The sequence below is a fragment of the Mycobacterium arosiense ATCC BAA-1401 = DSM 45069 genome, from assembly GCF_002086125.1.
Lineage (GTDB): Bacteria > Actinomycetota > Actinomycetes > Mycobacteriales > Mycobacteriaceae > Mycobacterium > Mycobacterium arosiense.
The window spans coordinates 1-230 of the sequence record NZ_MVHG01000450.1 but is presented as its reverse complement, the minus strand read 5'-3'; the positions used below and the strand labels follow the sequence as shown (position 1 = coordinate 230).

General features: G+C 67.8%; 1 protein-coding gene. It reads left to right on the top strand.

Features of this window, described 5'->3' with window-relative positions; genetic code table 11:
* On the top strand, nt 1–230 hold a 230-nt coding region (locus BST14_RS32520), incomplete at both ends, for a hypothetical protein (protein WP_211280889.1).

Genomic DNA, 230 nt, shown 5'->3' with positions numbered 1-230 from the left:
GAACAGGCCATGCGCCTGCTGAGCAAGGACGGCATCCTGGTCAGCGCCTCCTGCTCGATGCACCTGCCCGAGGACGACCTGCAGAACATCCTGATCGGCAGCGCCCGCCATCTCGACCGCAACATCCAGCTGCTCGAGCGCGGCGGCCAGGGCCCCGACCATCCGGTGCACCTGGCGATCGCGGAAACCCGCTACATCAAGAGCCTGACCTGCCGGCTGCTGCCCAACGG